A 23,260-nucleotide genomic window follows, 5' to 3' on the forward strand; every position below is an offset into this window, starting at 1 on the left:
GCGCATCGCCCCCACGATCAAGCGTGACGTTACAGGCATTCGCCGCCGAGATCGAACGCAAATCACGCGGGATTCCCATCGCGCGTCGATGCGTCCTGCCGGCCACGGACGCCCCGCGGGTCAGCGGGCCTCCGCGAATTGGGCGCGGGTCCGGGCCGGGGCCTTGGCCGCGACGGCCGTGCGCGCCGCGGAGGGAGCCTTGGAAGAAGCGGCGGCCTTGGCCGCGCCATCCGACTTGCCGAGATCGGCGGACTTGCCGAGGTCGGCCGACCGGCCGGAGGGCACGGCTTTCGCGACCAGCACGGGCTTGGCGGCCGGTACGGGCTTGGCGAGCGGCCCGGGCTTGGCGGCCGTCAGCGCCTGGGCGCCGACAGGCGTCTGGGCGGCGGCCATGCGGGGGGCGGGCCGCGCCCCCGCCCGGGCCGGGGAGACGTCGGCCGCCAGCCTGGCGAGGGAGGCCTTCGAGGCCGGCGCTCCCGGGGTCGCGGCGAAGCGGGCGGCGGCGCGTGGGTCGGCCTTGGCCGGCATCGCACCGGCCTGGGCGAATTTCGGTGCTCCCTTGCCGGTCTGCGGCGCCGCGGCGAGGCGGCTCGCGGCGGCGTGCGGCTCGGGCCTCGCCCCGGCGAGCCGCAGCGGCGGCGGAGTCAGGCTCAGGGGCGCGGGCCGGGGGGCGGCCAGGGTCTGGTGCGGTTCGGACGGGCCGTGCCGCACGGGCCGGAACCCGTCGGCCCGCACCGCCGTCGGCTGCAGCGCGGCCGGGACCGCCACGGTGGCGGCGCTCGCCACCAGGATGGGGGCCGGCTTGACCGGACGGGGGGCCGGAGCCGCCTCGGCCGTCTCGGCGGCATTCTCGCCGGCGGACGGCCGGTCGTCGGCCTCCTTGAAGGCCAGGGCCGGGCGGCTCGCCCGGGCGAGGCGCTCCGAGGAGACCTGCGGCGCGTCCGGGCCGAGATCGGCCAGCATGACCGGTGCCGCGCCGCGGATGGCGGCGGGCTGGCCGTCGGTGCGCAGGGTGGCGAGGAGCTTGCGGTCGTCGCTGCCGGCGGTGGAAGCCTTGCCGGCATACTCGACGCGCACCCGCGCGGTGCCGCTGCGGCGGAATTCCAGGGCCTCGGCCACCTCCTCGGAGACGTCCATCAGGCGGTTGGCATGGTAGGGGCCGCGATCGTTCACCCGCACGATCATCGAGTGGCCGTTGGCGAGGTTGGTGACGCGGGCGTAGCTCGGCAGCGGCAGGGTGGGGTGCGCGGCTGCGATGGAGTGGCGGTCGAACACCTCGCCGTTGGCGGTCATGCGCCCGTGGAAGGCCGAGCCGTACCAGGAGGCGAGGCCCTCGCGGACGTAGCCCTTGGCATCCTCGCGCGGGACGTAGGTGCGCCCCGCCACCACGTAGGGCTTGCCCGAGAAGCGGCGTCCGCCGCCCTTCGGGATCACGTCGCCCTCGTTGTAGAGGCGCGGACTGGCCTTCACGCCGTATTTCGGATCGAGGCTGGAGCCGCCGCCTGCGGTCCCGGCGAGCTTCTGCGGGGATTGCGCGCAGTTGGCGGTCGTGAGCGCCACGGCCGAGACCGCCAGCAGCCGCCAGAGCGGCAGCGGGGCCGCCCCCGGGTGTCCCGGCTTCGTCTTACGCGCCATCGCGATGATCCGCCTCAGCCCCCGCCCCGATCCACACGATACGCTTGAGAGGGACCACCGGCGGGCGAGAGCAGGACCGGATGGGCCCCCGGGAGCGGCGCGCCCCTCCCGAGACGGGCGAGAATGTCCGGGTGACGTAAAGGAAGGCTGAACGGGATCGGCTTTCGGCGGCCGGACGGAGCGGCGACGGAGGCCACGACCAAGCCTCGTGCGGCGCACGCGCTTTCTCCGGCAAGCCCCTGAACAACGGAGACAAAGAGCTTTCGCCTTGATCGCGCCCAGGGTTCGTCCGGCGCGGCGTGAGGCTGACCCGAAACATCGAGAAACCCCGGCAAATCATTGCCGGGGCTCTGGGTTTCGTCCTAGCGGCCGTCCGGCTCGTTGAGCTGGTCGATCGAGCGGGCGCCACGCTGCTTGAACAGGAGGTCGAGGGCCTCGAGCATCAGGCCGTGCATCTTGGCGCGCTCCGCGTGGGCGATGTCGCGCAGCTGATCGTAGACCGGCGGCTCCAGGTAGACCGACATCTGCCGGGCGCGCTGCTTCAGGGTGGCGTTGGGGCGCCGGAGGGCGGGGGCGCCCGTGTCGAGCTGGACGATTTCGGCGGTCTGCTGGAGTTTGCCCGACGGGGTCGAGGCGGCAACGATGGAGGCGAGGCTGAGCTTAGGCGGCTTTGGCATGCTTGCTCACCTGCATGCGCTTCTCGATCCAGCTCCAGAGCTTTCGCACCTCGAAGGCGGCCTGACCCTTCGGGTTGAACTCGGTGACGCCCTGCCCGACGCCGATGGCGTCCTGGTGGTCCGTGCGGGCGACGATGTTGACGTCCGGCAGGATGCCGAGCACGGCGAGGCCGTCGGCGGCGTCGCGGATCCGGTAGGAGCGCGGCGGGGTCTGGTTCAGCACGAAGGCGAACTTCTTCTCGAGCCGGTAGATCGCCGCCAGGGTCGGCTTGAAGGCGCGCAGGTCCGCCGGCGTCGGGCGGCACGGGATGATGCAGAGGTCGGCGGCGCGGATCGCCGAGAGGGTGCCGGCGGAATCGACGCCGGGGGTGTCGATGAAGACATAGTCGTAGGCGGATTCGCGCAGCTGGGCCATCACGCCCTCGATCTGCGTCGCGTCGATCTGCGCCACTTCCGGGCCCTCGGCGGTGCGATGGTCGAGCCAGTCGCTGACCGTGGCCTGGCGATCCATCTCGAGGATGCAGACCGAGAGGCCGCGCTCCTGGGCGGCGACCGCCAGGGAGATGCAGAGCGTGCTCTTGCCGCTCCCCCCCTTCTGGGTGACGAACGTGATGGCTTTCATCTTGGCATCCCTTCGCGAGCGTCGACGAGTTCGGGTGACGGTTGTGGCGGACGGATCCGGCAGTCCGGATCGCCGGCGGACGGGGCGGTGGCGCCCGTCCTGTGACCCAAGGATGCTGCGATCCCGGATGTCGCCGATCATGGTTAACCAACGGTTAAGCCCAGGCCGGCCGGCGAAGGACCGCAAGGAAATCTGAGGTTGCATTTCTTGCGGTCAGTGCGTCGGACACCCTTCACGCCTTCGCCGTTTCGCTCTACGATATTCGCGTGTCGGATGCCGCGCGTTGCCGAAACGGCAACCTCAGGTCGTCTCGATAGGTCCGATCCCGCCGCTGAGGAGGCCCATGACGCGATCCCCGCCGCCGGATTCGGAGGCCGACATCCCCGGCGGCCTGCAGGCGGCCCTGGCCGCCTCGGGCGTCGTCGGGGGCTGGGTGCACGACATCTGGGCGGACCGCCTCGTCGTCTCGGCCCCCGTCGCCCGGGCGCTCGGCTGGTCGCCGGAGGACGGCGCGCGGGGCGTGCCCCTGGCGTCCCTCCTCTGCCGCACCCACGAGGAGGACCGCGCGCGGGTCGACAACGCGCTCCACGCGGCGATCGCCCGCGGTGGCGCCTTCGCGCTGTCCTTCCGCACCCGGGCGCCGCGCCGGCTCGACCTGCGCGGGCGCATCGAGCCCGACGCCGCCGGCCGGCCGGTGCGGGCGCGCGGCATCGTCCTCGAACCCGCCGAGGACCACGTGGCCGGCGTCCGGGACCAGCATGCGGTGAACCGGATGGCCGAGCACGCCATCGCCCTGCGCGGGCTCGCCGACGATCTCGCCCGGCCCGGCCTGTCGCGCCTCCTCGACCGCCTGATGGTCGAGATCGGCCACGAGCTCGCCCGCCACCTCCGGGACGCCCAGGACGGCCGGCGGCACTGAACGGCCTCGCCGAAAGGCGAGGGGCAAGAGACAAGAGACGGGATCAGCGGGGCAGGGCCGTGGCCTCCCGCGCCGGGCGGATCCGGTGGCTTGCGAGGGCACGCAGGGCCGCCCCGGCCCCGGGTCGCGCCAGGGCTTCGCCGTAGGCGGCGATCAGGCCGGCGCAGTCGCGGGCGATCCGGGCCGGCGGCGTGGGCGGGTCGGCTTCCGCGCGGATCCCCGGCCCGGCCGCGCGGGCGAGGACGCGCGCCGCCGCGTCATCGGCCAGGATCTCATGCGCCGCCAGGAGATCGCCCTCCCCGCCGATGGCGAGGCAGGCGTCGGGGTCGGCGCGCCGCATCGCCCGCAGGAGCACGCGGCCCGCTTCGACCCAGGTGGCGTCGTCGGCGCCGCGCAGGATGCGGGCGAGCGTGCGCCCGGCCCGCGCCCGCAGGCGGTCGAGGGCCGCGCCCTCGGGCAGTCCGGCCCGATAGCCGTCGAGATAGGCGGCCGCGAGGGCGTCGAGGATCCCGCCCCGCTCCGCGAGGGCGTCGAGGAGCGGCAGCGCGCGCAGGATCGCCGCCCGGGCGCCGGCCGGGCTCGGATCGTCGTCGAGGGTGGAATCCGGGAAGCGGTCGGTGTCGACCAGTTCGGTGGCGACCCGCGCCTCGACCAGGCGGGCGGGGTCCGGGATCCACAGGCTGTCGGAGGCGACCCCGAGGGCCTGCGCGGCGAAGGCCGGGTCGACCCCGGCGGCCAGGTAGGCCGCCCGCTCGGCCGAGGCGTCGGCCTGCACCACCTGCCCGAACAGGCCGGGATCGTAGGGCGCGTGGAAGCCGAGGCGGCCGTTCGTCACGAGGTAGCGCCCGGCGCCCCGCACGAAGGCGAGCGTGCAGGCCGAGACGCAATAATCCGGGACGTAGGTGGCGAGGCCCCGGGCGGCGATGAGGTCGCCGATCGCCGCCGCCTCCTCGACGAGGCCGCCCTCGCTGGTGAGATGGATGCGCGTCACCTCCGGATGGGCGGCGAGCAGGGCGGCGAGGCGCGCGGCCGTCCCCGCCCCGATCTCCCCGGCGAACCGGATGTCGCGCCCGTGCGGCCCGAGGGCGATGCGCGCCGGGGGGCCGGGCACCTGCGTGTGGAAGTGCTCCTCCAAGCGCAGGGACAGGGCGGCGTAGGCCGAATTCAGGAGGGGGAGCGCCCAGGCGGCCGCCAGGACGGTGCAGGCGGCCAGCATCGCCCGGCGAATCCGCGCAAGCCCCCGCCCCCCGAACCTGCCCGCCCGAACCCCGTGTGCCGCCATCCGCAAGCCCTCCCGATCCCGGCCGGCGACAGTCGTCGTCCCGGCAGGATCGGCCGATTATTGGCCCCGCGAAGTCTCACGCAAACACCCTGCCAGTCCTGCGACAGTCACGGGCCGCACCTGGATTGGAGAAAAGGGATTTTTGTTGATGTGTCCCGCCCGCAACGGGGGAGGATCACCTGCCGGCCGGACCAGGGACCGGACGATCCTTCCGGCGGACGGTCGACTATGTCGCAGGCGGCCTCAGGCCGGCTCGGGGAACGCGGGCGACTCGGGGGACGCGGACGCCTCGGGCGAGCGCAGGAGGTAGGTGTCCATGATCCAGCCGTGACGGGCCCGGGCGGCCTCGCGGACGGCGCCGATCTCGGCGGCGACGTCGCCGAGGCGGCCCGAGACCAGGATCTCGTCGGCGGTGCCGAGGAAGGCGCCCCAGTAGATCGTCAGATCCGGGTCGAGGTGGTCGAAGCGGGGCCGGCCGTCGAGCATCACCACGGTGGCATCCGCGCCCTCGGGCAGCCCCCCGGCGATCTGCCGTCCGGTGGTGATGGTGATCGGCCCGCCGATGCGGTTGAGGGGAATCCGGTGGCCGGCCGCGAGCGCCTGGACGCTGGTGATGCCCGGGATCACCCGGACCGCGAGGTCGAGGGTCCCGCGGGCCAGGATGCGGTCGACGATCCGCAGGGTGCTGTCGTAGAGGGAGGGATCGCCCCAGACCAGGATGGCCCCGCAGCCCTCCGGGCCGAGTTCGCGCACGATCATCGCTTCGTAGAGGGCCGCCCGCGCGGCGTGCCAGGCCTCGACGGTGGCCCCGTAATCCGAGGGGTTGCGGTCGCGCTCGGGGTCCTGCGCCTCCACGAAGCGGTAGGGCTTCTCGGTGAGGTAGCGGGCGCAGATCTCCCGGCGCAGGTCCACGAGCTCGGCCTTCGCGCGGCCCTTGTCGAGGGCGAAGACCACGTCGACGGTGTTGAGGGCGCCGATCGCCTGGATCGTCATGTGCTCGGGATTGCCGGTGCCGATCCCGATCACCAGGAGAGTTCTCATCGCGCGCCGTCCTCCGCTCCCGCCCGAGCCGGGTCCCGGGCCGCCCGCTTAGAGCATGCGGCGGGCGAGGGGAACCGTCCACGCGGAGAAACCCCGTGCGTTCCCAGTCCCTTAGGGCAAGCCGGCGTGTCCGCCGGCACGCCGCGCGCGAAAACCGGCCTGTCGCCGCCCCGCCCCGTATGCTAAGCACGGCGCCGACATGACTCGCGTCCGGCACATGGCACTCTGGCTCGCTGCGGTGATCGCCCTGATCACCGTCGGCCTCGTGCCGTCCGGCGCCGAGGCCCATGGCGGCCATCCCCATGCCGCGGGCGTCGCCGCCCATGCCGCGGGCGTCGCCGCGACCGCCCTCCCCCCGGCCGGTTCGGCCGAGGTCCGGACAGGCGGCGAGGCCCGGGCGCTCGAGACCCGGGCGGTCGAGACCCGGATGCTCCTGCCCCAGGGCGCCATCCGGACGGTCGTCGTGCTGTCGGCCTCCCCGACCCGGACGCTGAGCACCGGCGCCTGCGACGGCACCGGCTGCAATGCCGGCTGCCGGAGCCCGAGCGCCTGCTGCACCGGAGCCGGGCTCGCCCCGGACAGCGACGAGGCGGCCGGCCCGCGCGGGCCCGGCGACCGCGCCCTGCCGCGTGCCCTCCCCGCCCGGACGGACGTCGTCCCGGAAGCCCTGCCCGAACCGCCCAGATTCCGCGCCTGACGCTGCCCCGCGTCCGCCAGGCCTTCGAGACTCCCCACGGGAGGCGCGAGGCCGGGACGCCGTTCCGTGTTCCCCGGCGAAAGAATCCTGGTCCATGTCCCGCTCCCTCGCGGCCGTCCTGCGCGCGCTCGCCCTCCTCGTCACCCTCGCACTCCTCGCCCCCCCGGCCCTGCCCATCCTGTCCGGGTCGGCCCAGGCCCACGAGGGCCACGATCATGGCGCGGAAGCGCCCCCCGCCCCGGCCGCGACCGCCCCGCGGGCGGAGGCCGTCTCCGAGCGTTTCGAGCTCGTCGCCGTGGTGCAGGGCACCGACCTCGTGCTCTACCTCGACGCCTTCGCCAGCAACGCCCCCGTCCCGGAGGCGAGCGTCGCCGTGATGACGCCGGAGGGCCGGCGCAAGGCCGCCGAGACGGCGCCCGGCACCTACCGCCTCGCGGCCCCCTGGCTCGCGACCGGGGACGACCACGACCTCGTCGTCGGCGTCTCCGCCGAGGGCCGCACCGATCTCCTCAACCTCGACCTCCACCTGCCCGCCCCGGCGGACGGGCCGGCCGCCGGGCCTTCGGCCCCGGGGGCCGCCGCCTCGGCCGCCACCCTGGCCGACCGCCTCGCCCGGCAGAACCCGGTCGCCCTCGCGGCCGGCGGCTTCCTGATGGGGCTCGGGGTGTTCGCCCTGGCGCGTCGGCGGCGCGCGGGTTCCGTCCTGGTCGGCCTCCTCGCGGTCGGGGCGACGCTGGCGCTCGCCCTCCTCCTCGGCGGCGCGGCGCAGGCCCATGAGGGCCACGGCCCGGACGCGAAGGAGCCGCCCCTCACCCCGGCGGCGCTGACCGGCGGCACCCTGATGGAACGGGCGCGGCGCCTGCCCGACGGCTCGGTCTTCGTGCCGAAGTCGCTCCAGCGCCTGCTGGCCCTGCGCACCGGCCTGACGGCAGAGGCGTCCGTCACCCGCAGCGCCGAGCTGCCGGGCCGGATCATCCCCGACCCGAATGCCAGCGGCGTGGTGCAATCCTCGGTCGGCGGCCGGCTGGCGCCACCGGAGCGGGGCTTTCCCCGCCTCGGCACGCGGGTGGCGCGCGGCGACGTGCTCGCCACCGTGACCCCGCCGGTCCAGGCGGTGGACGTCTCCGACATGCGCCAGCGCCAGGGCGAACTCGACCAGCAGATCGCCATCCTGGAGCGCCGGGTCGGGCGCTTCGAGAAGCTCTCCACCACCGGCGCGGTGGCGCAGACCCAGCTCGACGACGCCCGCTCGGAACTCGGCGGCCTGCGGGACCGCCGCGCCGCCCTCGACGCCATCCGGCGCGAGCCCGAAGCCCTCGTCGCCCCGGTCGACGGCGTGATCGCCGAGGCGAACGCGGTGGCGGGCGCCATGGCGGCGCCCGGCACGGTGGTCTACCGCATCGTCGACCCGGGCAGGCTCTGGGTCGAGGCCCTCAGCTTCGAGGCGCTGGCCGAGGGCAGCCGGGCCACCGCGCGGACGGGCGACGGCGGCACCCTGCAGCTCGCCTATCGGGGCACGGGGCTCGCCGACCGCAACCAGGCGGTGCCGGTCCAGTTCGCCGTCGAGGGCGACGGGCGGGGCCTGCGCCTGGGCCAGTTCGTCACCGTGCTGGCCCCCATCGGCCAGGCCCGTCCCGGCCTGCCGGTGGCGCGCTCCGGCGTGGTGCGGGCGGAGGGCGGCAGCCTCGTCTACGAGCATGTCAGCGCCGAGCGCTTCATGGGCCGCCCGGTGCGGGTGGCCCCGCTGGATGCCGACCGGATGCTGGTGGATGACGGGATCGCGGCCGGGCGCCGCGTCGTCGTCCAGGGCGCCGAACTCCTCGACCAGATCCGCTGAGAGGACAGGCCCCGATGTTCGAGACCATCGTCGCGCAGTCCCTGCGCAACCGCCTGCTCGTGCTGGCGCTCGCCGCCGCCCTGGTGCTGACCGGCCTCCTCGCCCTCACCCGCCTGCCCGTGGACGTGCTGCCGGACCTCAACCGGCCCACCGTCACGGTGATGACGGAGGCCGAGGGGCTCGCCCCCCCGGAGGTCGAGCAGCGCGTGACCTACCCGATCGAGACCCGGATGAACGGCCTGCCGGGCGTCACCCGGGTGCGCTCGGTCTCCGGCATCGGCCTGTCCATCGTCACCGTCGAGTTCGCCTGGGACGCCGACCTGTACCGGGCCCGCCAGTTCGTGGCCGAGCGCCTGGCGCTGGCCCGCTCGGAACTCCCCGCCACCGTGATGCCCCAGATGGGGCCGGTCTCCTCCATCATGGGCGGCATCCTGCTGGTGGCGGTGACCTCCGAGACCGCGACGCCGATGAGCTTGCGCGAGACCGCCGACTTCACCATCCGGCCGCGCCTCCTCGCGATCCCGGGGGTGGCGCAGGTCATCCCCATCGGCGGCGAGGTGCGCCAGTTCCGGGTGGCGCCGAACCCCGCCGCAATGCGGGCGCTGGGCGTCACCAACGCCAGCCTGACCCAGGCGCTGGAGGGCTTCGGCACCAATGCGGGCGGCGGCTTCACCGATGCGGGCGCCCGCGAGGTGCTGATCCGCGCCATCGGCCGGACCATCGACCTCGACGACCTGCGCAACCTCGTGGTGACCACTCCGGCCGGGCCGGTCTACCTGCGCCAGGTCGCGGAGGTGGATTTCGCCCCCCGCCCCCGGCGCGGCGACGGCGGCTACATGGGCAAGTCCGCCGTGATCGTCTCGGTGGAGAAGCAGCCGGGCATCGACACCGTGCGGCTGACGAAGACCGTGGAGGACGCGCTGGCCCAGCTCGGTCCCAGCCTGCCCCCCGGCATCGCGGCCGACAAGATCCTGTTCCGGCAGGCGGACTTCATCGAGACCTCCCTGCACAACGTGGTGCAGGTGCTGCTGGAGGCCGTCGCCGTGGTGGCGGTGGTGCTGTTCGCCTTCCTGATGAACGCGCGCACCACCCTGATCTCGCTCACCGCGATCCCGGTCTCGATCCTCGCCACGGCGGCGATCTTCTCCGCGCTGGGGCTGTCGATCAACACGATGACCCTCGGTGGGCTCGCCATCGCCATCGGCGAGCTCGTCGACGACGCGGTGGTGGATGTGGAGAACATCCTGCGGCGCCTGCGCGAGAACCGGCAGGAGGGCTCGCCGCGCTCGTCCTTCGCGGTGATCGTGGCGGCCTCCAACGAGGTCCGCTCCGGCATCGTCTACGCCACCGTGATCATCTGCCTCGTCTTCGTGCCGCTCTTCGCCCTCTCGGGCATCGAGGGCCGGCTCTTCGCGCCGCTCGGGCAGGCCTACATCATCGCGATCCTGTCGAGCCTCGTCGTCTCCCTCACCCTGACACCCGCCCTCGCCTCCTGGCTGCTCCCCGGGCTCAAGGGCCTGGAGGCGCCGGAGGGCCGGCTGATCCGCTGGCTCAAGGCCGGCAACGGCCGCCTGGTCGCGCTCGCCTTCGACCACCAGCGCCTCGTCATGGCCGGCGCCGTACTCGGCGTCGGCGCGGCGGCCTTCGCCGCCACCACGCTGCCGCGGGCCTTCCTGCCGGCGTTCAACGAGGGCTCCTTCACCGTCAACCTCGCCTTCACGCCGGGCATCTCGCTCGTCGAATCGAGCCGGATCGGCGCCATCGCGGAGGGGCTGGTGCTGGACATCCCGGAGGTGGACCGGGTCGGTCGCCGCACCGGCCGGGCCGAGCTCGACGAGCATGCCGAGGGCGTGCATTCCACCGATCTCGAGATCGGCATGAAAGCCGGCGGGCGGCCGCGCGAAGCCGTCGTGGCCGACCTGCGGGCGCGCCTCGGGGTGCTGCCGGTCTCGGTCAATATCGGCCAGCCGATCTCGCACCGCCTCGACCACATGCTCTCGGGAGTCAGGGCCGAGATCGCCCTCAAGCTGTTCGGCGAGGACCTCGACGGCCTGCGCCGCACGGCCGAAGCCCTCAAGGCGGAGTTCGAGACGATCCCCGGCATCACCGATCTCGCCATCGAGAAGCAGGTCCGCATCCCGCAGCTCGAGGTCCGGGTCGATTCCGGCCGCGCCGCCCTCTACGGCGTCGCCCCCGGCGCCGTGGTCGACGCGGTGAGCCGGCTGGCCAACGGGCGGGTGGTCTCCACCCTGGTCGACGGCCTGCGCCGCTACGACGTCACCCTGCGCCTGCCCGAATCCGGCCGCTCGGTGGCGGCCCTGCGCGAGCTCCTGATCGAGACGCCCAACGGCTGGGTCCCGGCCCATGCGCTCGCCGACATCACCGAGCGCGACGGTCCCAACCAGATCCTGCGCGAGAACGGGCGCCGGCGGCTCGTCGTACAGGCCAACACCCAGGCGGGGGCGGACGGCTCGGCCGTGGCCGCCGCCATCGCCGAGACCCTGGCGCGGACCACCCTGCCCCAGGGCATCACCGCGAACCTGGAGGGCGCGTTCCAGGCGCAGGGGGAAGCGACCCGCACCATCGGGCTCCTCAGCCTCGTCTCGCTGGCCCTGGTCTTCGCCCTGCTGGCGAGCCGATACCGCTCCGGCGTGCTGGCCCTCATCGTCATGGGCAACGTGCCACTGGCGCTGATCGGCAGCGTCACCGCCCTCTCCCTCACGGGGCTGCCGCTCTCGGTGGCCTCGATGATCGGCTTCGTGACGCTCACCGGCATCGTCGCCCGCAACGGCATCCTGAAGATCAGCCACATCCTCAATCTCGGGCTGACCGAGGGCCTGCCCTTCGGACCGGCCCTGGTGCTGCGGGCCAGCAACGAGCGGCTGGTGCCGGTGCTGATGACGGCGCTGGCGGCCGGCATCGCCCTGGTGCCGCTGCTGGTGGACGGCACGGCGCCCGGCAAGGAGATCCTCCACCCCGTCGCCGTGACCATCTTCGGCGGCCTGTTCAGCGCCACCCTGCTCGACGCGGTGCTCACCCCCGTCCTCGTCCTGCGCTTCGGCCGGGACGCCTTCGCCCGGCTGCAGGCGGCGCAGGCGCCGTCGGCCGATCCTGCCCCGGGCGCCCCCGCCCCGGCCCTCTTCTAGATTCCACGGAGACGAACCCCATGAAGACCACGCGCACCCTGCTCGCGACCCTCGCCCTCCTCGCCCTGACGGCCGCCGCCCCGGCGGCGGAGGACCATCACCACGACGGGGACGGCCACGACCACGGCCACGGCACCCCGGGCCACACGCACAAGGGGCAGGCGAAGGCCGGGGCCGCCTCCCCCGCCACCAAGGCGTTCCAGGAAGCCGCCATGCGCATGCACGGCGACATGGAGATCCGCTATTCCGGCGACGTCGACCGCGACTTCGCCGCCGGCATGATCCCCCACCATGCCGGCGCCGTCGCCATGGCCCGGGTCGCCCTGCAATATTCGAAGGACCCGGAGGTCCGGGCCCTGGCCGAGGGCATCGTGAAGACCCAGGAGGCCGAGGTCGCCCAGCTGCAGGCCATCCTGAAGCGCAAGGACGCGGAGGCGAAGGCCGCCGCGCGCTGACGGGCGCCCCCTGGTCGGGAACCGCCGCGGTTCTATCTGGAGCCTTTCCAGACAAGCCGGCCGAGGGCGCTTCCCGCATGAGCTTTCCCATCACGCTGACCGTGAACGGCACGCGCCGCAGCGTCGTCCTGGAGGATGCGCGCGTCACCCTCCTCGACCTCCTGCGCGAGCGCCTCGACCTCACCGGGGCCAAGAAGGGCTGCGACCGGGGCCAGTGCGGCGCCTGCACCATCCTGGTCGAGGGCGTCCGGGTGAATGCCTGCCTGGCGCTGGCCGTCAGCCATGACGGGGCGTCGATCACCACGATCGAGGGTCTTGCCGAGGGAGACGCCCTGCACCCGGTCCAGGCCGCCTTCCTCGAGCATGACGGCTTCCAGTGCGGCTTCTGCACGCCGGGCCAGATCCTGAGCGCGGTCGGGCTGATCCGGGAGGGCCAGACCGGGGGCGACCCCGAGCGGGTGCGCGAGGGCATGAGCGGAAATCTGTGCCGCTGCGGCGCCTATGCGGGCATCACGGAGGCGGTGCTCGCGGCCCACACGGTGATGACGGGACCGGACGTCCTGCCCGGCCGCCAGCTCGCGGAGGACGCGGCGTGAAGGTCTTCGACTACATCCGCGCCACGAGCATCGCCGAGGCGGTGGCCGCCGCCGGCCGGCCCGGTGCGGCCTATCTGGCCGCCGGCACCAACCTCGTCGACCTGATGAAGGGCGGGATCACCCGCCCCGACACCCTGGTGGACATCACCCGCCTGCCCGGCCTCGACCGCATCGAGCGCCGCGCCGACGGGTCGACCCGGATCGGCGCCCTGGTGCGCAACGCGGCCCTGGCGCACGATCCCGTCATCGCCAAGCGCTACCCGGCCCTGGCCGAAGCCCTGCTCTCGGGCGCCTCGGGGCAGCTGCGCAACGTCGCCACCACCGCCGGCAACCTGCTGCAGCGGACCCGCTGCCAGTATTTCACCGACACGGCCAGCGCCTGCAACAAGCGCGACCCCGGCGCCGGCTGCGCGGCGCGCGGCGGCGTCACGCGGAGCCACGCGGTGCTCGGCTGGAGCGAGCACTGCATCGCCACGCACCCGTCCGACTTCTGCGTGCCGCTCGCGGCGCTCGACGCCACCGTCGAGATCGAGGGGCCGGGCGGCGCCCGCTCCGTGCCCCTGGAGGCGTTCCACCGCCTGCCGGGCGACGCGCCTCAGCGCGAGACCGTGCTGGAGCCCGGCGACCTCGTCGTCGCCGTCACCCTGCCGCCCGAGGCGGAGCACTTCGCGGCCCACAGCCGCTACCTCAAGGTCCGCGAGCGCACCTCCTACGCCTTCGCGGTGGTCTCGGCGGCGGTCGGATTGCGGATGGACGGGGACAGGATCGGCCAGGCCCGCATCGCGCTCGGCAGCGTCGCCCTGAAGCCCTGGCGCGCGCGGGCGGCGGAAGACCTGCTGGCCGGTGCCGCCCCCACCCCCGAGGCCTTCGCCGAGGCGGCCGAGGCGGCGCTGGCGGAGGCCAGGCCCTCGGGCGACAACGCCTACAAGATCGCGCTCGCCCGCCGCATCGTCGTCCGCGCGCTCACCCTCGCGGCCGCCGGCACCCCGGACAGCGTGCCCGCCCTGCCCGCCAGCCCCTTCGCGACAAGCCCGCTCGCGACGAGCCCCCTCGCCCCTTCGGCCGGAGCCCCCGTCCATGCCTGAGCGTCAGCGCCACGGCGCCTCCATCGGCCAGCCCCTCACCCGGCGCGACGGCCATGCCAAGATCACGGGTGCCGCCCGCTACAGCGCGGATGTCAGGCCCGAGGGCCTGGCCCACGCGGTGATGGCGGTGAGTTCCGTGGCGCGCGGCCGGGTCGTCCATCTCGACGTCGCGGCGGCGCAAGCCCATCCGGGCGTGATCGCGGTGATGACCCCGGAGAACGCCCCGAAGCTCGCCAAGTCGCCGGACCTGAAGGACAATCCCTTCGCGTTCCGCCTCGACCTCCTGCAGAACGACGGCGTGCGCTACGCCAACCAGCCGATCGCGGTGGTCATCGCCGAGACCCTGGAGGCCGCCACCGAGGGCGCGGCCCTGCTCGCACCCCGCTACGAATCGGAAGCCGTCAGCGTCGCCCTCGGGTCCGGCGAGGTGTTCGCACCCGAGACCATCGGGGCCGGCTCCGCCACGAACGAGGGCTCGGGCGACATCGCCGCCGGCATGGCGGCGGCCGAGGCGCGGATCGAGGCGACCTACGACACGGCGGCGCAGTACCACAATGCCCTGGAGCCCCATTCCAGCGTGGCCCAGTGGGACGGCGACCGCCTGACGCTCCACACGCCGACCCAGGCGCTCTGGATCGCGAAGGGCCGGCTCGCCGGCCTGTTCGGCATCCCGCCCGAGAACATCCACGTGGTCTGCCCCTATCTCGGCGGCGGCTTCGGCTCGAAGGGCTTCATCGCCGCGCCGCAGGTCCTCGGGATCATGGCGGCGAAGCTCGTCGGGCGTCCGGTCAAGCTGGTGACCCGGCGCGAGCAGATGTTCGGTCCGGTCGGCCACCGCGCCGCCACGCGCCAGACCCTGAAGCTCGGCGCGTCGCGCGACGGGACCCTCACGGCCCTCGACCACCACACCCTGACCCTGACGAGCCGGCACGACGACTTCGTCGAGCCCTCCGGCATCCTCTCGCGCCACCTCTACGCGGCCGGCGCGATCGCGACCACGCACGCGGTCTCCCGGGCCGATATCGGCACGCCCATCTTCATGCGCGCGCCCGGCGAGGCCTCGGGCAGCGTCGCGGTGGAGAGCGCGCTGGACGAGCTGGCCCTGGAGCTCGACCTCGACCCCCTGGAGATCCGCCTGCGCAACTACGCGGAGGTCGAGCCGATCACCCACCGGCCGTTCTCCTCGAAGGCCCTGCGCGAATGCTACGCGCAAGGGGCGGCACGCTTCGGCTGGGCCTCCCGCCCGCGCCGGCCGCGCCAGATGCGCGACGCCGACGGGCTCCTGGTCGGCTGGGGCCTCGGCACCGCCACCTACCCGGCCGGGATGATGCAGGGCGAGGCCCGCGCCACCATCCGGGCCGACGGCAGCGCGCTCATCGAGACCGCCGCCCAGGACATGGGCCAGGGCGCCTGGACGGTGCTGGCGCAGATCGGCGCCGACGGGCTCGGGCTCCCGATCACCCAGGTCGAGCTGCGCATCGGGGATTCGAACCTGCCGAACGGCGGCCTGGCCGGCGGCTCCACCGGCACCGCCACCGGCGGCACGGCGGTCGACAACGCCGCCAAGGCCGCCATCGCCGCCCTGGCGGAGCTCGCCGTCAGCGACCGCGCCTCGCCCCTCTACGGCGCCGGCAATGCCGGCGTCACGGCCGCCGACGGCCGCCTCGCGCGCCGGGACGACCCCGCCCGCTCCGAATCCTTCGGCGCGATCCTGGCCCGCGCCGGCAGGATCTCCGTCGAAGCGAAGGGACAGGGCCAGGGCGACCCCGCCACGCGAAAGACCTACGCGATGCACGCGCACGGGGCGGTCTACGCGGAGGTGAAGGTCGATCCGGACCTGGGCCAGATCCGGGTGACGCGCCTCGTCGGCGCCTTCGCGGCCGGGCGGATCATCAACCCGCAGCTCGTGCGCAGCCAGTATTACGGCGGCATGATCTGGGGCGTGTCCCTGGCGCTGCACGAGCACGCGGTGCTCGATCCGCGCTCGGGCCGGGTGATGAACGGGAATCTGGCCGAGTACCACATCCCGGTGAATGCCGACGTGCCCGCCATGGAGGCGATCCTGGTGGAGGAGCACGACCCGCACGTGAACCCGCTGGGCATCAAGGGGGTGGGCGAGATCGGCATCACCGGCACCGCCGGCGCCATCGCCAACGCGGTCTGGCACGCCACCGGCGTGCGGGTGCGCGACATCCCGATTACCCTGGACCGGCTGCTGGGGTGAGGCGGAGGGCCGGGGCCGCCGCCTAGTCGCGGATCAGCTTGCCGGAATAGACCACCGGACCGGTCGGCTGCCCGGTGGGCGAGCCGCCGGCCGGCTCGACGGAGACCGCGAAGGTGCCGGCCGCCAGCGCGTCTCCCCTGGCCGGCAGGATCAGCGCCCTGGCGCCGGTGCCCACGAGGCCGAGGGTCCTGGGGGCAGCGCCGGCGCCGACGTACCAGAGCTCCAGGCTGTGCCCGGACGGGGTCTGCGCGCCCACCGGGCGCACCCGTGCGGTCCCGGCCCGGGTGTCGATGCTGACGAGGAGCGCCGGCGCCTCGCCGCCGCTGCTGACCACCGCGACGTAGCGCCCGTCGGCCTCGCCCGGCCCCGTGCCGGGACGCGGCCCGCCGATGGCGACGAACAGGGCGAGCCCGGCCGCCAGGGCGGCCGCGGTGCCGGCGGCCAGGCGCCAGCGCCGCAGGGATCCCTGCAGGGCGCCGATGCGGTCGTCGTTGGCGGCGGATCCGAGATCGCCTCCGGGTTGGACCTTCGTCGAGACGGCGGGAAGCGGACCGTCGGCCGCGAGCTGCCGGGCGATCGCCGGCCAGACGCCAGGCCCCGGCGCGACCGCGGGCGCCCCGAGGGCGAGGGGCGCCAGGCGGCGCTCCCAGGCGTCGCGCGCCGCGCGGGCGGCGGGGTCCACCGCGAGTTCGAGGTCCACGGCCGCGCGCTCGGGCAGCGGCAGCGTGCCGAGCACGTACTCGGCCAGGCGCAGGTCGCGCTCCTCCGGATCGGGGGTCATGGCGCACCGTCCAGGCAGCCGCGCAGGGTCGCGAGGCCGCGATGCAGCCAGGTCTTGATGGTGCTCACGGGGCGGTCGTAGCGCAGGGCGAGATCCTCCCGGGACTGGCCCTCGCAATAGGCCAGCACGATGCAGTCCCGGTGCAGCGCCTCGAGCCGGCCGAGGCAGGCCTGCAGCGCGTTGCGCCCGAGGATCGTGCCCTCGCTGTCGTGGGGGTCGGCCAGCCGCTCCACCCAATCCTCCCCGTCCTCGGTCGCCGGCCCCTGGACCTCGCTCCGCCGCCGCACCCCGTCGATCGCCCGGTTGCGGGCGATGGTACAGAGCCAGGCCAGCGGCCGTCCGGCCGCCGGGCTGTAGGAGGCGGCCTTCTGCCAGATGCGCAGGAACACGTCCTGCAGCACGTCCTCGGCCATGCCGCGATCCGACTGGATACGCAGGACGACGCCCAGAAGTTTCGGCGCCGTCCGGTCGTAGAGGACCCGCAGGGCGGCCTCGTCGCGCCGGCCGATGCGGGCGAGGAGGTCCGCCAGGACGGCCTCGCTGCCCGCGCCGTCCTCCGCCGAGGGACCATCAGGCAAGGGACCGCCACGCGGGGAACTGGCACGCAACGGCTGGGCTTCCTCTGTGTCCGACGCGAGCGCGGTCGGTCCGGGGGCGGTCCTTCGGGCGGGACCGTCTCAACACAGGTTAACCGAGGCCGCGCCGGGGCGCCACTGCGCGCCCCTCAGCGGCGCTCGTAGAGCAGGCGGGCGCGGATGGTGCCGTCGAGGGCCCGGATCTCCTCCAGCAGGCTCTCGGCGCCGGCATCGGTGACGTCGGTCTCCACCACCACGTACCCGACCTCGCCGTCGGTCTGGTAGAACTGCGCCGCGATGTTCACCCCGCGCCGGGCGAAGGTGTCGTTCAGGCGCCCCAGCATGCCCGGGATGTTGCGCTGGACGTGGATCAGACGCGTGCCGGTGGGGCGCGCCGGCAGCTGCACCTGCGGGAAGTTCACGGTGCCGATGGTCGAGCCGATGTCGGAGTAATCGACGAGCTTGCGCGCCACCTCGGAGCCGATGCGCTCCTGCGCCTCCTCCGTCGAGCCGCCGATATGCGGCGTCAGGATCACGTTGGGCAGGCCCTGGAGGGGACTGACGAAGCGCTCCTGGTTGGAGCCGGGCTCCACCGGGAACACGTCGACGGCGGCGCCCCGCAGGTGGCCGTCGCGCAGGGCGCCCGCCAGAGCGTCGAGGTCGACCACGGTGCCGCGCGCGTTGTTGATCAGGAAGGCGCCGGGCTTCATCGCCCGGATCTCGGCCTCGCCGATCATGTTGTGGGTCTCGGGCGTCTCCGGCACGTGGAGGGAGACCACGTCGCTCTGGGCCAGCAGGGTCTCCAGGCTGTCGGTGGGCTCGGTGTTGCCGTGGCGCAGCTTGTCGGTCTGGTCGTAGAACACCACCCGCATGCCCATCGCCTCGGCGAGCGTCGAGAGCTGCGAGCCGATATTGCCGTAGCCGACGATGCCCAGCGTCTTGCCGCGCACCTCCTGGGAGCCGGTGGCGGACTTGTCCCACTCGCCCGCATGGGCGCCCACCGAGCGCGGCACGATCCGGCGCAGCAGCATCACGATCTCGCCGATGACGAGCTCGGCCACCGAGCGGGTGTTCGAGTAGGGCGCGTTGAAGACCGGGATGCCGCGGTGGCGGGCGGCCTCGAGGTCGACCTGGTTGGTGCCCACCGAGAAGCAGCCCACCGCCAGCAGGCGCTCGCCATGGGCCAGGGCCGCCGCGTCGAGCTGCGTGCGCGAGCGGATGCCGAGGATGTGCGTGCCGCGCAGCGCCTCGTGCAGGGCCTCCCGGTCCAGCGCCTTGGGCACCCGCACGACGTTGGTATAGCCGGCGGCGGCGAAGAGCTCGGCGGCGCTGTCGTTGATGCCTTCGAGCAGCAGGACGCGGATCTTGTCCTTCGGGAAGGAGAGTCTTTCGGCCATGATCGTCTTCTTCTGGATGTCGCGCCCGGCGGGGCGGATGCGGCGCCGGGCCTTGGGGCTGCGCGCGGCCGTCGGGCGCACGGCGCGAGTCCCCGGATGGGCCGTGTGAGAGGCCAGTTCACGGGTCGGGTCAAGGCCCGGTCTTGAACATCGGCGGCGATTGTCAGGCCGCCCCCTTGACCCGGGGGGCCGGCGCCGGGATGCCGGGGCGATCCGTCTTCGAGCCCGTGGCCCGCCCCCGAGCCCCCGCACGAGGATCCCGTCGAGGAACCCGCCGAGGACCCCGCCCATGAGCCAGACAGCCGTGCCCGCCGACCTCCTCGGCCGCCTGGAATCTTGCCTCGGCCGGGGCGGCCTGCTCACGGGCGAGGAGGATCTCGCCCCCTACGCGGTCGATTGGCGCCGCCTCTTCCCCGGCCGGCCGGCCGCCGTGGCGCGCCCGGCCGGCACGGCCGAGGTCGCCGCCGTGATGGCGGCCTGCCACGCCGCCGGCGTGGCGGTGGTGCCCCAGGGTGGACATACCGGCCTTGCGGGCGGCGCAACGCCGGACGCCTCCGGGGGCCAGGTGGTGCTGTCGCTCGCCCGCATGAACGCGATCCGGCGGGTCGACCCCCTCGGGCTGACCCTGGAGGCGGAGGCCGGCTGCATCCTCAAGGTGGCGCAGGACGCGGCGGAGGCGGAAGGCCGCCTGCTTCCCGTCAGCCTCGCGGCGGAGGGCTCGGCCATGCTCGGCGGCGTCATCGCCACCAATGCGGGCGGCATCAACGTGCTGCGCTACGGCATGACCCGCAACCTCGTCCTCGGGCTCGAGGTGGTGCTGGCCGACGGCACCGTGGTCGACGGCCTGCGGGCGCTCCGCAAGGACAATGCGGGCTACGACTGGAAGCAGCTCTTCATCGGCAGCGAGGGCACGCTCGGCATCGTCACGGCCGCGATCCTGCGCCTCGTGCCGCGCCCGCGCCACACCGCCACGGCGCTCCTCGCGGTGCCGGATCCGGCGGCGGCCCTGCGCCTCCTCCGGGCGGCGCAGGACGCGCTCGGCGACACCATCCAGGCCTTCGAGCTGATCGCGGGCGCGTCCCTCGCCCTGGTGGCCGAGCATGCCGGCCTCGCGAGCCCGATCGGGCCGGCCCCCTGGACCGTGCTGATGGAGGCGGGCTCGAGCCTCGCGGGCCTGCGCGAGGCGGTGGAGACGCTGCTCGGCGAGGCCCTGGAGCGGGGCGACGCCACCGACGGCGTGCTCGCCGAATCCGGCCAGCAGGCCGCCGCCCTCTGGGCCCTGCGCGAGCACATCACCGAGGCCGAGGCCCGGGCCGGCAAGAGCGTCAAGCACGACGTCTCGGTGCCGATCCCGGCGATCCCGGATTTCCTGGCGGCGGCGGGCGAGGCCCTGGCGGCGGGCGCGCCGGGCACCCGGCCGAACATCTTCGGCCACATGGGCGACGGCAACATCCACTACAACGTGATCATCGGCCCCGCGCACGAATCGGACGCCATCAACCGCCTCGTCCACGACGCGGTGGCGCGGTTCGGAGGCAGCATCTCGGCCGAGCACGGCATCGGCCAGTACCGGGTCGACGAGCTCGTCCGCCACCGCCGGCCGGAGGAGATGGCGCTCGCCCGCAGGATCAAGGGCGCCCTCGACCCGCGGGGCCTGCTCAACCCCGGCAAGGTGCTGCGCGCCGTCCCCTGAGCGCGGGCCGGGCCGGCGGGAGACGCCGCGCAGTCGAGGGCCCGAGACTGTCGGAATCCGAGCCGGCGACCTATCTCCCGTCTCAACGACCACGCGACACGACGGCAGGAAAGACGCTCCCATGGCCTCGCCCGGTGACTGGAAGATCCCCGCATCCGCCCAGCCCAAGGCCGCCGATTACGGCTACGACCTCGAGCAGGCGCTCACCGCCATCGTGGCGCTCTCGACGCGGGTGCCGCCCGAGGCCTTCACCGCCGAGACGCTGGGCACCGAGCGGGCCGGCAACGGCGTCGTCATCGGCGAGGACGGGCTCGTCCTCACCATCGGCTACCTGGTGACCGAGGCGGATTCCGTCTGGCTCACCACCCATGACGGGCGCTCCGTGCCCGGCCACGTGGTCGGCTTCGACGCGGTCACCGGCTTCGGCCTCGTCCAGGCGCTGGGCGACCTGAAGATCAAGCCGCTGAAGCTCGGGCGCTCCGCTCCCGTCAAGATCGGCGACCGCGCCGTGATGGCCGGCGTCGGCGGCCGGGCGCGCAGCCTCGCCGTCGAGATCGTCGCCCGCCAGGAATTCGCCGGCTACTGGGAATACGTCCTCGACGAGGCCCTGTTCACCGCCCCCTCGCACCCGCACTGGGGCGGGGCGGCGCTGATCGGACCGGACGGGGCGCTCCTCGGCATCGGCTCGCTGCAACTGCAGCAGGGCGGCACGGCCGGACCGAAGACCATCAACATGATCGTGCCGATCGACCTCCTGACCCCGATCCTCGACGACCTCACCACCCGGGGCCGCGTCGACCGGCCGGTGCGCCCCTGGCTCGGCCTCTATGCCAGCGACGGCGAGGACGCCGTGGTGGTGATGGGATTGGCCGACGACGGCCCGGCCGAGGCGGCGGACCTGCGCCCGGGCGACGTCATCGTGGCGGTGGCGGGCGAGCCCGTCTCCGACCTCGCCGGCTTCTTCCGCCAGGTCTGGGCGCTGGGCGAGGCCGGCGTGCGGGTGCCGCTGACGATCCAGCGCGACGGCAAGCCCCTCAAGCTCTCGGTGACCTCCTCGGACCGCGCGCGCTTCCTGGTCTCGCCGCAGCTCCATTGATCCGGGCGTTCCAATGATCCAGGCCCTCCATTGATCGAAGTCCCCGGCGGGTTTATCCCGTGCCGATGACGGACAACGCCATCCACATCGTCGGCGGCGGCCTCGCCGGGTCGGAAGCTGCCTGGCAGATCGCCGAGAGCGGCCACGACGCGGTGCTCCACGAGATGCGCCCGGTGCGCGGCACCGAGGCCCATCACGGGGGCGACTTCGCCGAGCTCGTCTGCTCGAACTCGTTCCGCTCGGACGACGCCAACGGCAACGCCGTCGGCCTCCTGCACCAGGAGATGCGGACCCTCGGGTCGCTGATCCTGCGCGCGGCCGATGCGCATCAGGTCCCCGCCGGCGGCGCGCTGGCCGTCGACCGCGAGGGCTTCGCGAAGGCCGTCACCGCCGCGATCGAGGCCCATCCGCGCATCCGCATCGTGCGCGAGGAGGTCGAGGGCCTGCCGCCCGAGGCCTGGGGCCGGACCATCATCGCCACGGGTCCCCTCACCGCGCCCTCGCTGGCGCAGGGCATCCGCGAAGTCACCGGCGCCGAGTCCCTGGCCTTCTTCGATGCGATCGCGCCGATCGTGCATCGCGAGTCCATCGACATGGGCAAGGCCTGGTTCCAGTCGCGCTACGACAAGGTCGGGCCCGGCGGCACGGGCGCCGACTACATCAACTGCCCCATGGATCGCGCGCAGTACGACCGGTTCATCCAGGCCCTCGTCGAGGGGGACAAGATCGGGTTCAAGGAATGGGAGGCCTCGACCCCCTATTTCGACGGCTGCCTGCCGATCGAGGTCATGGCCGAGCGCGGCCCCGAGACCCTGCGCCATGGCCCGATGAAGCCGGTGGGCCTCACCAACCCGCACGACCCCACCGTGAAGGCCTGCGCCATCGTCCAGCTGCGCCAGGACAACGCGCTCGGCACCCTCTACAACATGGTCGGCTTCCAGACGAAGCTGACCTATTCCGAGCAGGTGCGGGTGTTCCGCACGATTCCGGGGCTCGAGAACGCCGAGTTCGCCCGCCTCGGCGGCCTGCACCGCAACACCTACCTCGACAGCCCCCGCCTCCTCGACGCGACCCTGCGGCTGAAGGCGCGGCCCTCCTTACGCTTCGCCGGCCAGATCACGGGCTGCGAGGGCTATGTCGAGAGCGCCGCCATCGGCCTGATGGCCGGCCGCTTCGCGGTGGCCGAGGCGCGCGGCGCGGCGCTCGCGCCCCTTCCCGCCACCACGGCGCTCGGCGCCCTGATCGGCCACATCACCGGCGGCCACATCGCCGCCGAGGAGGCCGGGACCCCGCGCTCGTTCCAGCCGATGAATGTGAATTTCGGCCTGTTCCCGCCCCTCGACCACGCCCCGAAGGGCGAGGGCGGCAAGCGCCTGAAGGGACCGGAGAAGGCGGTGGCCAAGAAGAAGGCCCTGACCGACCGGGCGCGCGCGGACCTCGCGGCCTGGCTGGGGCACGGACCGGCGCAGATCGCGGCCGAGTAGGTCTGCGAGGCGGCGCGC

General features: G+C 73.9%; 19 protein-coding genes. 11 read left to right on the plus strand and 8 right to left on the minus strand.

Translation table 11 applies throughout. The features are described 5' to 3' along the window. Positions 1 to 120: 120 nt before the first annotated feature. The 3 genes from AC0IWM_RS21770 to AC0IWM_RS21780 all read right to left on the minus strand — a co-directional run bounded on the left by AC0IWM_RS21770 (position 121) and on the right by AC0IWM_RS21780 (position 2,934). Positions 121 to 1,635 carry a septal ring lytic transglycosylase RlpA family protein gene (locus tag AC0IWM_RS21770; protein ID WP_471758473.1) on the minus strand — a complete coding sequence of 505 codons (1,515 nt, stop codon included), beginning with the start codon at positions 1,633 to 1,635 and terminating at the stop codon, positions 121 to 123. A gap of 362 nt (positions 1,636 to 1,997) precedes the next feature. Further along, positions 1,998 to 2,312 (minus strand): ribbon-helix-helix domain-containing protein, encoded by a 315-nt coding sequence (locus tag AC0IWM_RS21775; RefSeq protein ID WP_471758475.1) that lies wholly within the window; start codon positions 2,310 to 2,312, stop codon positions 1,998 to 2,000. Next, a complete protein-coding gene (locus AC0IWM_RS21780; RefSeq protein ID WP_056468492.1) occupies positions 2,296 to 2,934 on the minus strand; it encodes a ParA family protein in 639 nt (212 codons plus the stop codon). Before AC0IWM_RS21780 ends, AC0IWM_RS21775 begins: the two co-directional genes overlap by 17 nt. Before the next feature lie 343 nt (positions 2,935 to 3,277). On the opposite strand from AC0IWM_RS21780, the gene AC0IWM_RS21785 reads away from it, so the two are divergent. Next, on the plus strand, positions 3,278 to 3,853 hold the full coding sequence (locus tag AC0IWM_RS21785) for a PAS domain-containing protein (RefSeq protein WP_471758477.1): 576 nt from the start codon (positions 3,278 to 3,280) through the stop codon (positions 3,851 to 3,853). A gap of 43 nt (positions 3,854 to 3,896) precedes the next feature. Here AC0IWM_RS21785 and AC0IWM_RS21790 read toward each other — a convergent pair whose 3' ends face one another. Next, a complete protein-coding gene (locus AC0IWM_RS21790) occupies positions 3,897 to 5,069 on the minus strand; it encodes a hypothetical protein (protein WP_471758479.1) in 1,173 nt (390 codons plus the stop codon). A 309-nt stretch (positions 5,070 to 5,378) separates the two neighbouring features. Beyond that, complete coding sequence (gene cobF / locus AC0IWM_RS21795; protein WP_471758481.1) at positions 5,379 to 6,176, minus strand: precorrin-6A synthase (deacetylating); 798 nt, start codon at positions 6,174 to 6,176, stop codon at positions 5,379 to 5,381. Between the two features lie 217 nt (positions 6,177 to 6,393). On the opposite strand from cobF, the gene AC0IWM_RS21800 reads away from it, so the two are divergent. From AC0IWM_RS21800 to AC0IWM_RS21830, 7 genes are all read left to right on the plus strand, one after another. Next, positions 6,394 to 6,873: a hypothetical protein gene (locus AC0IWM_RS21800; protein WP_471758483.1), complete on the plus strand. Its 480-nt coding sequence runs from the start codon at positions 6,394 to 6,396 to the stop codon at positions 6,871 to 6,873. Positions 6,874 to 6,967: 94 nt separating this feature from the next. Further along, on the plus strand, positions 6,968 to 8,710 hold the full coding sequence (locus tag AC0IWM_RS21805) for an efflux RND transporter periplasmic adaptor subunit (RefSeq protein ID WP_471758485.1): 1,743 nt from the start codon (positions 6,968 to 6,970) through the stop codon (positions 8,708 to 8,710). Positions 8,711 to 8,724: 14 nt separating this feature from the next. Beyond that, positions 8,725 to 11,856, plus strand: a complete 3,132-nt coding sequence (locus AC0IWM_RS21810) for an efflux RND transporter permease subunit (RefSeq protein WP_471758487.1) — start codon at positions 8,725 to 8,727, stop codon at positions 11,854 to 11,856. 20 nt (positions 11,857 to 11,876) lie between these two features. Then, positions 11,877 to 12,311 carry a CopM family metallochaperone gene (gene copM / locus AC0IWM_RS21815; protein WP_471758489.1) on the plus strand — a complete coding sequence of 145 codons (435 nt, stop codon included), beginning with the start codon at positions 11,877 to 11,879 and terminating at the stop codon, positions 12,309 to 12,311. Positions 12,312 to 12,388: 77 nt separating this feature from the next. Further along, a complete protein-coding gene (locus tag AC0IWM_RS21820) occupies positions 12,389 to 12,907 on the plus strand; it encodes a (2Fe-2S)-binding protein (RefSeq protein WP_471758491.1) in 519 nt (172 codons plus the stop codon). Beyond that, entirely contained in the window at positions 12,904 to 13,992 is a 1,089-nt protein-coding gene (locus tag AC0IWM_RS21825; protein WP_471758493.1) for an FAD binding domain-containing protein, read from the plus strand. Before AC0IWM_RS21820 ends, AC0IWM_RS21825 begins: the two co-directional genes overlap by 4 nt. After that, the gene (locus AC0IWM_RS21830; protein ID WP_471758495.1) at positions 13,985 to 16,216 is read left to right on the plus strand and encodes a xanthine dehydrogenase family protein molybdopterin-binding subunit; all 2,232 of its coding nucleotides are present in this window, start codon (positions 13,985 to 13,987) and stop codon (positions 16,214 to 16,216) included. Before AC0IWM_RS21825 ends, AC0IWM_RS21830 begins: the two co-directional genes overlap by 8 nt. A gap of 22 nt (positions 16,217 to 16,238) precedes the next feature. Here AC0IWM_RS21830 and AC0IWM_RS21835 read toward each other — a convergent pair whose 3' ends face one another. The 3 genes from AC0IWM_RS21835 to serA all read right to left on the minus strand — a co-directional run bounded on the left by AC0IWM_RS21835 (position 16,239) and on the right by serA (position 18,969). Then, entirely contained in the window at positions 16,239 to 16,997 is a 759-nt protein-coding gene (locus AC0IWM_RS21835; protein WP_471758497.1) for an anti-sigma factor, read from the minus strand. Continuing rightward, positions 16,994 to 17,575, minus strand: a complete 582-nt coding sequence (locus tag AC0IWM_RS21840; protein ID WP_471758499.1) for a sigma-70 family RNA polymerase sigma factor — start codon at positions 17,573 to 17,575, stop codon at positions 16,994 to 16,996. The genes AC0IWM_RS21835 and AC0IWM_RS21840 overlap by 4 nt, the downstream gene beginning before the upstream one ends. A 146-nt stretch (positions 17,576 to 17,721) precedes the next feature. Further along, positions 17,722 to 18,969 carry a phosphoglycerate dehydrogenase gene (serA, locus tag AC0IWM_RS21845; protein WP_056468689.1) on the minus strand — a complete coding sequence of 416 codons (1,248 nt, stop codon included), beginning with the start codon at positions 18,967 to 18,969 and terminating at the stop codon, positions 17,722 to 17,724. Between the two features lie 289 nt (positions 18,970 to 19,258). On the opposite strand from serA, the gene AC0IWM_RS21850 reads away from it, so the two are divergent. The 3 genes from AC0IWM_RS21850 to trmFO all read left to right on the plus strand — a co-directional run bounded on the left by AC0IWM_RS21850 (position 19,259) and on the right by trmFO (position 23,242). Continuing rightward, positions 19,259 to 20,662: an FAD-binding oxidoreductase gene (locus AC0IWM_RS21850; RefSeq protein WP_471758501.1), complete on the plus strand. Its 1,404-nt coding sequence runs from the start codon at positions 19,259 to 19,261 to the stop codon at positions 20,660 to 20,662. A gap of 121 nt (positions 20,663 to 20,783) precedes the next feature. Next, positions 20,784 to 21,758 carry a S1C family serine protease gene (locus AC0IWM_RS21855; RefSeq protein WP_471758503.1) on the plus strand — a complete coding sequence of 325 codons (975 nt, stop codon included), beginning with the start codon at positions 20,784 to 20,786 and terminating at the stop codon, positions 21,756 to 21,758. Between the two features lie 65 nt (positions 21,759 to 21,823). Beyond that, on the plus strand, positions 21,824 to 23,242 hold the full coding sequence (trmFO, locus tag AC0IWM_RS21860) for a methylenetetrahydrofolate--tRNA-(uracil(54)-C(5))-methyltransferase (FADH(2)-oxidizing) TrmFO (RefSeq protein ID WP_471758505.1): 1,419 nt from the start codon (positions 21,824 to 21,826) through the stop codon (positions 23,240 to 23,242). Positions 23,243 to 23,260 lie beyond the last annotated feature (18 nt).

This window comes from Methylobacterium sp. AC433, from assembly GCF_979253015.1.